This is a genomic window from Micromonospora sp. MH33 (genome assembly GCF_003013775.1).
GTDB classification, from domain to species: domain Bacteria; phylum Actinomycetota; class Actinomycetes; order Mycobacteriales; family Micromonosporaceae; genus Micromonospora; species Micromonospora fulviviridis.
This window is the reverse complement of the sequence record NZ_MUYZ01000274.1, coordinates 1-9440: the sequence shown is the minus strand read 5'-3', so window position 1 is coordinate 9440 and position 9440 is coordinate 1. Positions and strand designations below refer to the sequence as shown.

The 9440-nt window shown below is 75.3% G+C and carries 11 protein-coding genes; 3 read left to right on the top strand and 8 right to left on the bottom strand.

Annotated features, from left to right (window positions below; all coding sequences use genetic code 11):
* Nucleotides 1–306: 306 nt before the first annotated feature.
* Complete coding sequence (locus B0E53_RS39790; RefSeq protein ID WP_246835654.1) at nt 307–549, bottom strand: hypothetical protein; 243 nt, start codon at nt 547–549, stop codon at nt 307–309.
* Between the two features lie 208 nt (nt 550–757).
* Here B0E53_RS39790 and B0E53_RS37980 point away from each other — a divergent pair, with 208 nt between their 5' ends.
* Nucleotides 758–898: a hypothetical protein gene (locus tag B0E53_RS37980; protein ID WP_168215440.1), complete on the top strand. Its 141-nt coding sequence runs from the start codon at nt 758–760 to the stop codon at nt 896–898.
* Here B0E53_RS37980 and B0E53_RS28895 read toward each other — a convergent pair.
* The 3 genes from B0E53_RS28895 to B0E53_RS28885 are packed head-to-tail and all read right to left on the bottom strand — an operon-like array spanning nt 855 to nt 4120.
* Nucleotides 855–1718, bottom strand: a complete 864-nt coding sequence (locus tag B0E53_RS28895; protein ID WP_107078903.1) for an alpha/beta fold hydrolase — start codon at nt 1716–1718, stop codon at nt 855–857. The two genes, B0E53_RS37980 and B0E53_RS28895, sit on opposite strands and share 44 nt — an antisense overlap.
* Complete coding sequence (locus B0E53_RS28890; protein WP_107078902.1) at nt 1715–2608, bottom strand: SDR family oxidoreductase; 894 nt, start codon at nt 2606–2608, stop codon at nt 1715–1717. Before B0E53_RS28890 ends, B0E53_RS28895 begins: the two co-directional genes overlap by 4 nt.
* 15 nt (nt 2609–2623) lie before the next feature.
* Nucleotides 2624–4120, bottom strand: a complete 1497-nt coding sequence (locus B0E53_RS28885; RefSeq protein ID WP_107078901.1) for an NAD(P)/FAD-dependent oxidoreductase — start codon at nt 4118–4120, stop codon at nt 2624–2626.
* Between the two features lie 114 nt (nt 4121–4234).
* On the opposite strand from B0E53_RS28885, the gene B0E53_RS28880 reads away from it, so the two are divergent.
* Nucleotides 4235–4906, top strand: coding sequence for a TetR/AcrR family transcriptional regulator (locus B0E53_RS28880; RefSeq protein WP_107078900.1), 672 nt, complete (start codon nt 4235–4237; stop codon nt 4904–4906).
* Here the strand turns inward: B0E53_RS28880 and B0E53_RS28875 are convergent.
* Entirely contained in the window at nt 4890–5345 is a 456-nt protein-coding gene (locus B0E53_RS28875; RefSeq protein WP_107078899.1) for a hypothetical protein, read from the bottom strand. The two genes, B0E53_RS28880 and B0E53_RS28875, sit on opposite strands and share 17 nt — an antisense overlap.
* A complete protein-coding gene (locus B0E53_RS28870; RefSeq protein WP_107078898.1) occupies nt 5345–5821 on the bottom strand; it encodes a hypothetical protein in 477 nt (158 codons plus the stop codon). The genes B0E53_RS28875 and B0E53_RS28870 overlap by 1 nt, the downstream gene beginning before the upstream one ends.
* Nucleotides 5822–5865: 44 nt before the next feature.
* Between B0E53_RS28870 and B0E53_RS28865 the strand changes: the two genes are divergently transcribed.
* Nucleotides 5866–6846 carry a WYL domain-containing protein gene (locus B0E53_RS28865; protein WP_107078897.1) on the top strand — a complete coding sequence of 327 codons (981 nt, stop codon included), beginning with the start codon at nt 5866–5868 and terminating at the stop codon, nt 6844–6846.
* Between the two features lie 55 nt (nt 6847–6901).
* On the opposite strand, the gene B0E53_RS28860 is transcribed toward B0E53_RS28865, so the two are convergent.
* Complete coding sequence (locus tag B0E53_RS28860; RefSeq protein WP_168215439.1) at nt 6902–8143, bottom strand: MFS transporter; 1242 nt, start codon at nt 8141–8143, stop codon at nt 6902–6904.
* 140 nt (nt 8144–8283) lie between these two features.
* Nucleotides 8284–9440 (bottom strand): PLP-dependent aminotransferase family protein (locus B0E53_RS28855; RefSeq protein WP_107078895.1); only part of this gene is annotated, 1157 nt, incomplete at its 5' end.

The following is a 9440-nucleotide window of genomic DNA, read 5'->3' as shown; positions in this document are numbered from 1 at the left end:
GGGACCCGGCCGGCCGGGCCGGGCTGCGCGACGCGGCCCGGCAGGCCGGCTGGGTGCTGCGGCACCGGCGGCGGCTGCCGGCCGAGGTGGAGGCCGCGCTGGTCACGCTGTCCCGCGTCGAGGCCGCCGCCCTTCTTTCCGCCGTAGTTCCGGAGCCGGTCCCGTCCCGGGCGGCCTGAGCTGGTTATCGTGGGCGCAGCTGACCGGCCGCCGGTGAGGAGCACGCTTGACCACCACTGCCTCGTTACGCGCCTGGCACCGGCCGATGCGGCCGCGTCGGCGCGACGAGGAGCACCGGTCCGCCACCTACGGGTACGTGGTGATGCGGCTGGCCGCCGTGGCGAACTGGGCACGGGCGGCCGCCGGGGCGACCCGGAACGGCGGGCCACCACCCTGACGTTCGTGGTGGGCGTAGGCGTGGTGCAGCTCGGCTGGCTGCTCCGGCTCCTCCTGCCGCCGGCCTGGCTCGTGCCCGCGTTCGTGGTGCTGGTCGTCGCCGACCTGCTGGTGCCGGTGCTCGGGGAGCGACGCGGACAGACCACCTGGCACCCGCGGCACATCTCCGAGCGGTACCAGCTGTTCACCCTGATCGTGCTGGGCGAGGTGGTGCTCTCCACGTCGGTGGCGATCCAGCGCGGGGTGGACGCGGGCAACGGGCAGCTGTGGTCGCTGGCCGCCGCCGGCACGGTGATCGTCTTCGCGATCTGGTGGCTCTACTTCGACCGGCCGAACCCGCTGCCGCCGGAGTCGGTGTCTGGTGCTGTTCCCCGCCACGGCCGCGTTGGTGCTGGTGACGCCGTGGCTGTTCGCGCCGGTCGACCTGATCGCCGGGGTGCTGGTGGTCCTGGTGGCCGTCACGCTGGTCCTGCGGCACCGGACCGCGACCAGAACCGCCTGACCAGGGCCTCGAACTCGGCGGCCCGCTCGATCTGCGGCATGTGCCCGGTGTCCCGGAACAGGTGGCTCTGCGCCTTCGGCAACCGGGTCCGGGCGTGGGCGAGGTGGGCGGCGGGCAGGATCAGGTCCCGGTCGCCCCAGACGAGCAGGGTGGGCAGGTCGAGCGCGGCCACCGCGTCGAGCAGTTCGGCCCGCCACTCGGGGCGTACCCCGCGCCAGGTGCCCAGGTCGCGGACCAGCTCCAGCATCACCCGGGCGGCGTGCGGCTGCCGGGCCGCCGCCAGTGCGGTGGCGATCCGCTCCTCGGTGACGTGGGCCGGGTCGTGGAAGATGGCCCGTTCGGTGCGGCGGGCGATCGCCGGGTGCGGGCGCAGCAGCAGCCGGGCCAGCGGTCGCACGGAGAGCAGCCGCAGCGCGGCGGTCACCTCCCGGCCGAAACCGGCGCTGTTGACCAGCACCAGGCTCGCCGCCCGCTCCGGCGCGTCGGCGGCGAGCCGCATGGCCACCGCCCCGCCGAGGGAGTTGCCGACCAGGTGCGCCGGACCGGTGACCCCGGCGGCGTCCAGGAACCCGGCGACGGCCGTTGCCAGGGCCGGCAGCGTGTGCGGGTCGTCCAGCGGCGCGGAGCCGCCGTGCCCGGGCAGGTCCACGGCGAGCACCCGGTGGTCGCCGGCCAGCGCGGCGTGCACGGCGGTGAAATCTTCGAGGGTCCGGCCGATGCCGTGCAGCAGCACGACCGGCGGGCCGTCGCCGGCGATCCGGCAGCGCATCCGCCGGCCGGCGACGCTCAGTTCGTCGGTCGGGGGCAGGGCGAGGGTCACGCCGGCCGCCCCGGGTCCGAGGGGACCGGCTCGGCGGCGGGTCGCGGGGCCGGTACCCGGGCGGGGCGCGGTCGCATGCCCAGGGCCAGCAGCTTCCCGTACCCGGCGGGAGCGACCCGGGCCAGCAGGTCGGGCAGCTTCGCGGACCAGCCGATCAGCACCCGGCCGCGGCGGCGCTGGACCCCGCGCAGGATCACCTCGGCGGCCTTCGCCGGGTCGATGGAGAGCAGCTTCTCGAACTGCTTCCGGCCGGCCTCGTACTCCTCGACGGAGACGCCGCTGCCCACCCGGGCGCTGGCCGCGATCCGGGTCCGGATGCCGCCCGGGTGCACCGAGGTGACCCCGACCCCGTCGTCGACGAGTTCGTGCCGCAGCGCCTCGGTGAAGCCGCGCACGGCGAACTTGCTGGCCGAGTAGGCGGCCTGCCCGGCGGGCGCGATGAGCCCGAAGAGGCTGGAGACGTTGACCAGGTGGGCGCCGGGTTCGGCCTTGAGCGCGGGCAACAGCGCGTGGGTCAGCCGGACCACGGCCCGGAAGTTGATCTCGATGACCCAGAGGAACTCGTCCAGGGTCACCTGGTCGAACCGGCCGCCCAGCGCCACCCCGGCGTTGTTGACCAGCAGCCGGATCCGCGGGTGCGCGCGGTGGATCTCCGCGGCGACCCGGTCGGTGGCGTCGGCGTCGGCGAGGTCGACCAGGTGGGTCTCGATCCGCCGGTCGGGGTGCGCGGCGCGGATCGCGGCGACGACCGCGTCGAGCCGCTCGGCGTCCCGGTCGAGCAGGACCAGGTCGGCGCCGCGCCGGGCCAGCCCGTGCGCCAGGGCCTCGCCGATGCCGCTGGCCGCGCCGGTCAGCACCGCGGTGCCGCCGGGGAAGACGAAGTCACGCATGGCGCTCCTCGGAAGTCAGGCGACGGGCGCGGGACGGTCGGCGACGGTGGCGGGCATGCCCGCGCGGGAGAACCGCACACCCTCGTCGGTGAGCCGGCCGTGCCGCATCAGCAGCACGTCGCGGGGGTAGTTCTGGTGCAGCCGCCACGGCGCCGCCGGGCCCTGCTTGGGCAGCCGGTCGACGGCCCGCAGCACGTACCCGGACTGCAGGTCGATGATCGGCGCCAGGTCGGTGGTGTCCGGGGCGAGCGGGGTGACGATCTGCTGCCCGGTGTCGTCGAGGTGGCGCAGCAGCCGGCAGACGTACGTGGCGACCAGGTCGGCCTTGAGCGTCCAGGAGGCGTTGGTGTAGCCGATGGTCATGGCGAAGTTCGGCACGCCGGAGAGCATCATGCCCTTGTAGGCGACGGTCGAGGCGAGGTCGACCTCGGCGCCGTCCACGGCCAGGGTCATGCCGCCGAGGGCCAGCAGGTTGAGGCCGGTGGCCGTGACCACGATGTCGGCGGGCAGTTCCTCGCCGGAGCTGAGCCGGATGCCCCGCTCGGTGAAGGTGTCGATGGTGTCGGTGACCACGGCGGCCTTCCCGGCGCGGAGCGCGGCGAACAGGTCCCCGTCGGGCACCACGCAGAGCCGCTGGTCCCACGGGTTGTAGCGGGGTGAGAAGTGCCGGTCGACGTCGTAGCCGACCGGGAGGCTGCCCCGGGCGGCCCGCCGCAGGAACCTCTTCACCAGGTTGGGGGCGCGCCGGCTGAGCTGGAAGTTGGCCACCCCGAGCGCCACGTTCTTCCAGCGGGTCACCGCGTACGCGGCCTTCGCCGGGAGCCAGCGCCGCGCCGCGTCGGCGAGCGGGTCGCGCGAGGGCAGCGAGATGACGTACGTGGGCGAGCGCTGGAGCATGGTGACGTGGCCGGCCCGCTCGGCCATGGCCGGGACCAGGGTGACCGCGGTGGCGCCGCTGCCGATCACCACCACCCGCTTGCCGGCGTAGTCCAGGTCCTCGGGCCAGTGCTGCGGGTGCACGAGCCGGCCGGCGTACCGCTCGATGCCGGGGAACCCGGGCGTGTAGCCCTCGTCGTAGCGGTAGTAGCCGGAGTTGGTGAACAGGAAGCCGCAGGTCAGGACCGTGTCCTCGCCGGTGTCGTCGCGGTGGGCGTGCACCGTCCAGCGGGCCGTGGCGCTGTCCCACTCGGCGCGCAGCACCCGGTGGCGGAAGCGGATGTGCTCCTGCACGCCGTACTCGCGGGCGGTCTCCCGGACGTACGCCCGGATGGCGTCGCCGTCGGCGATCGCCTTGGGGTTGGTCCACGGCTTGAACGAGTAGCCGAGGGTGAACATGTCGGAGTCGGAGCGGATGCCCGGGTAGCGGAACAGGTCCCAGGTGCCGCCGACGGCGGCCCGGGCCTCCAGCACCGCGTACGTCTTGCCGGGGCACTCGCGTTGCAGGTGGACGGCGGCGCCGACGCCGGAGAGCCCGGCACCGACGATGAGGACGTCGACGTGGTCGGAGGCCATGGCATCTCCCGTTCGAGCGGCAGTGGACCGGACACTATCCACCGCCGTCGACGGCAGTCAACACCCTGTCGAGTGCAATCGACACGGTGTCGAGCGGGTGTAACATCGGCCGACATGACCCCCGCCCGCACGTCGACCGGCGCCGCGCCGACGCGCGGACGGCGCTCCGGCCGCTCCACCGGCGACGACCGGGAAGTGGCCATCCTCGCCACCGCGGAGCGGCTGCTGCGGCAGCGCCCCTTCGGCGACATCTCCATCGACGACCTGGCCCGGGGCGCCGGCATCTCCCGGCCCACCTTCTACTTCTACTTCCCGTCCAAGGACGCCGTGCTGCTCACCCTGCTCGACCGGGTGACCGACGAGGCGAACGCGGCGGCGGGCGACGTGCTGGTCCGGCTCGCCGAGGACCCGCGGGCCCGCTGGCGGGAGCTGATCGCCCGGTTCCACGCCACCTTCGGCGGCCACCGGGACGTGGTGCTGGCCTGCGCTCAGGTGCGCGGCACCAACGCCGAGGTGCGCCGGCTCTGGGCCGAGGTCCTCGAACGCTGGGTACGCGCCGTCGAGGCGGCCATCGAGGGCGAACGGGCGCGCGGCGCGGCCCCGGACGGGCTGCCCGCCCGGGACCTCGCCATCGCGCTGAACTCCATGAACGAGCGGGTCTGGTACGCGACCTTCGCCGGGGACGGCCCGGCGGTGGCCGAGCGGGACGTGGTCGACGTGCTGCTCGACGTCTGGCTGACCGCGATCTACCGGACCACCACGCCCCCGGTCAGCCCGTCCGGGTGAAGTCCATGATCCAGTTCGTCTCCCAGCTCTGTTCGCCGTCGGTGGAGAAGGCCTGCTCCCAGCGGCACGAGGTGGCCGTGATCGCCGACCAGATGAACCGGCAGCGGACCGGCCGCCCCTCGTCGGTGTCGTCGGCGTAGAAGGTGCCGACCCCGTCGACGAACCGGCCCACCACCGGCGGCACTTCGAGCACCCCACGGCGGCTGTTCATCCAGTAGATCGACCAGAGGCCGGTCTCCGCGTCCCGGACACGGACCGTCGACCCGGAGAAGCCCCGGGTCGGGAAGCGGATCTCGTCGAAGCTGCCGGCGCCGTCGAAGAACGAGCGCGCCACCGAGGTGCCGGGGAACTCGTCCCACTCGTCGCTGCCCACGTGCCGCTTGGCCAGCCGCCGGTTGGTCACGTCCCAGCTGCCGACGAAGAAGTCGAAGTCGCCCATCAGAAGCCCACCTGCCCCTCGGCGCGGCTGTCGGCCAGGTAGCCGGCCAGGTCCGGCCGGTCGGGAGCGAGGACGTGCCGGATCCAGGCGGTCCGCTCGTGCTCAAGGACGCCCAGTTCCCAGACGCAGCCCACGCCGGGCCGGTCCAGCGGGACGAAGTGCGCCGGATCGTCGTCCGGGCAGTCCAGCGCGGGCTGGCCGGCGATCGCGATCCGGCACTCCACCACGTTGTCGAAGAACCAGCTGTACGCCAGCAGGTACGCGCCGGTGTCCGCGCCCCGGTGCAGCACCACCCAACTTGCCGGCGGGGTGCCGCCGTCCGGGTCGGGCAGCAGCTTCGGCAGGTACGCGTACGCGGCCTCGACCACCTCCGGTTCGAGGCGGCGGTCCGGCTGGTCGATGTGGTAGCGCTTCACGTGCCGGCCGGCGACCTCTACGGTCCCCGGCACGGTCAGTTCCTTGTTCCGAAATGCCATGCCGGGACGGTAGGCCCGCTCCCCTGACAGCTAGTGTCAGTGGAATGCGGGCCAGTCGTCTCCTGTCCATCCTGCTGCTGCTCCAGGCCCACGGCCGGCTCACCGCCGCCGAGCTGGCCCGCCGGCTGGAGGTGTCCGTCCGCACGGTCTACCGGGACGTCGAGTCGCTGCACGCCGCCGGCATCCCGCTCTACGGCGAGGCCGGGCACGCCGGCGGCTACCGGCTCGTCGACGGCTGGCGGACCCGGCTGACCGGGCTCACCGCCGAGGAGGCCGACCGGCTGCTCTTCGCCGGGCTGCCCGGGCCGGCCGCCGAGCTGGGCTACGAGTCGGTCGTGGCCACCCTGCAACTCAAGCTGCGCGCCGCGCTGCCGCCGCCGCTCGCCGACCGGGCCGAGCGGCTCCAGCAACGGTTCCACCTGGACACCCCCGGCTGGTACTCCGACGGCGACCCGTCGCCGTACCTGGCCGCCGCGGCCGAGGCGGTATGGCGGGAGCACCGGATCCGGGTCCGCTACCGGAGCTGGACCGGCGAGGTGGCGCGGGTCCTCGAACCGTACGGGCTGGTGCTCAAGGGCGGCCGCTGGTACGTGGTGGCCGCCCGGCCGGACCGCGCCGAGCCGGCCACCTACCGGGTCAACCAGATCCTCGACCTGACCCCGCTGGACGAGCCGTTCGACCGGCCGGAGTTCGACCTGCCGGCCTGGTGGCGGGCGCACGTGGTCGCCTTCCGGGCCCGGCTGCACCGGGACGAGGCGACCATCCGGCTCTCGCCCCGGGGCCGGGAGCGGCTGCGGGAGATCGCCAGCGACGCGGTGGTCGCGGCGGTGGACACCAGCGCCGGCCCGCCCGACGCCGCGGGTTGGGTGCGGGCGGTCGTACCCATCGAGTCGCTCACCCACGCGCACGGTGACCTGCTGCGGCTCGGCGCCGAGGTCGAGGTCCTCTCCCCCGCCACGCTGCGCGACCGCCTGGCGGAGACCGCCACCGCCCTCGCCGCCCTCTACCACGCACCTCCGGGCTGACCGCGCGCGCAGCTACGACCTGCCGGGACACGGCCGGTGGCCGGGCAGCCGGCCGCTAGCGCAGCGCGTCGGCATCGCGGCGGCGCGGCAGCCGCAGGACCGCGGCGCCCGCGACCGCGCCGAGGGCCTGGCAGGCGGCCATGCCGAGCAGCAGGAGGCCGGCCCCCGAGCCGGTGAGGGCGCCGGCGAGCGCCGCGCCGGCGGCGGCCGCCGTGCTCTTCAGGCCAGCCCCGACGGTGAACACCTGGGTGTGCGCCGCCGGCGGCGCCTCCTGCTCGCGCACCGCGAGCACCGCGCAGAACAGCGGACCGTTCAGCACCCCGACCAGGGCGAACAGCGGCAGCGTGGCCCACACCGACGGCACGAGCGGCACCAGCGCGAACGGCACCGCCGTGGCGAGCAGGCAGGCCAGGACCACCCGTTCGGGCGGGTGGGCACGGATCGGGTACCGCGCGCACCACAGCGACCCGACCAGGCCGCCGACCGACGCCACCGCCAGGAACAGCCCGGTGTACGAGGTGTGCTGGAACCGGCCGGCGAGCAGTGCCGCGACCACCGGCATGGCGCCGACGCCGAGCTGCCCGAAGCTGCTGGCCAGGGTCACCGCGCCGAGCCGGGGCCGCCGCCACAGCAGCGGCACCCCGCCCAGCGGGTTGCGCCGGGGTGCCGCGGCGTGGTGGGCCCGCGCCGGCCGGTCCGGGATCGGCAGCGTCCACAGCACCAGGGCGCCCAGGGCCACCAGCGCGGCCAGCACGACCGTCGCGACGGTGGCCCCGGCCGCCCCGGCGGTGACCGCGGCGATCGCCGGCCCGGCGATGCCGGCCAGGTTGTACGAGGTCGCGTCGAGGCCGAACGCGCGGTCCAGCCGGTCCGGCACGAGGTCGCGCAGCAGGCTGGTCAGCCCGCCGAGCATGACGGGCGCGAGGCAGCCGGCCGCCCCGACGAGGGCGACCGACAGCGGCCGGGAGGCGGCCGCCACGGCGACCGCGGCGACCAGCACCCCGCCGTACCCGAGCAGGGCGAGGGTGTAGAAGAGCCGGCGCCGGCGCACCGCGTCGGCGACCGTCCCGACCACCGGTCCGGCCACCACGTGCGGCACCATCAGCGCCGCCACGAGCAGGCCGCCGTAGGCGGCGCTGCCGGTCCGCTCGATCGCCAGCAGCACCAGCGCCACCCGGGCACCCTCGTCGGCCAGCCGCACCAGCACCGCGGCCGTGGCGTACCGCCCGAGAACCGCCCCCGGCCGACCGTCCAACCCGGACCCCGCCCGCACCGGCGCGACCACTCGCCCCACCACCGTCCCCCAATCGTGAGGACCGCCCTTCCACATCGCCCCTTACCCACCGCCCGTCGGCAACACGCACCCTCGACAAAGAGACCTGCGTCGAGGCCGAGCTCCTCGGTGACGCCACCCCTCGATCGACGGCAGGAGGCGGGTCAGCCCAGGTCGTGGAGGACGGTGGCGAGCGTTTTCAGGGCCCGGTCGATGTCGGTGGGTGGGTTGGCGGCGTAGCCGAGGACCAGGCCGGGCGGTTGCGGGCGTTGGGCGTGCCACGAGAGGGGTTGCACCTTGACGCCCTGGCGCAGCGCGGACGCGGCGAGCGCCGTGTCGTCGACCTCGCGGGGCAGGGTGACCAGCAGGTGCAGGCCGGCCGCGGCGCCATGCACCACCGCACCGGGCAGGTGCTCGCGGACCGCCCGGATCATCGCGTCCCGGCGCCGGACGTGCCGGCGGCGCAGCAGCCGCAGGTGGCGTTCCAGCGCGCCGGAGTCCATCAGCTCGGCCAGCACCAGTTGCGGCAGGGCGGCGTTGCCGAGGTCGGCCATCCGCTTGGCCGCCACCAGGTCCGCGTGCCACCGCGGCGGCACCAGCACCCAGCCGATCCGCAGCGCCGGGGCGAGCAGCTTGGAGACGCTGCCGGTGTAGCAGACCCGGTCCGGCAGCATCCCGCGCAGCGCCGGCACCGGCGGGCGGTCGTAGCGGTGCTCGGCGTCGTAGTCGTCCTCGATCACCACGCCGCCGCGCCGGGCCCAGCGCAGCAGCCGGCGACGCCGGTCGCCGTCGAGCACCACCCCGGTCGGGAACTGGTGCGCCGGGGTGAGCATCACGGCCGGGGCGCCGCTGGACTCCAGCCGGTCGACGCGCAGGCCGTGGGCGTCGACCGGCACCGGCGGCGTCTCCAGCCGCCAGTTGTTCAGGTGCTGGCGTACGCCGAGCGAGCCGGGGTCCTCCACGGCGACCGTGTGCACGCCGTCGGCGTGCAGCACCTGGGCGAGCAGGCCGAGCGCCTGGGACACCCCCGCCACAACCACCACCTCGGCCGGGTCCACCCGGATGCCGCGGTTGCGGGCCAGCCAGGTGGCGACCGCGAGCCGCAGCGCGGGGGTGCCGGTCGGGTCGCCGTACCCGAAGGCGGCGGGCGCCAGGCGGTGCAGCACGGCGCGTTCCGCGCGCAGCCAGGCCGCGCGGGGAAAGGCCGCCAGATCGGGTACGCCGGGCGTCAGGTCCAGCTCCGCCGGCGCGGTGCGCAGCGCGTCGAAGACGTCGGTGCCCGGCCGCGCGGCGAACACCTCCGGCGGGCGGGGCGGCGCCG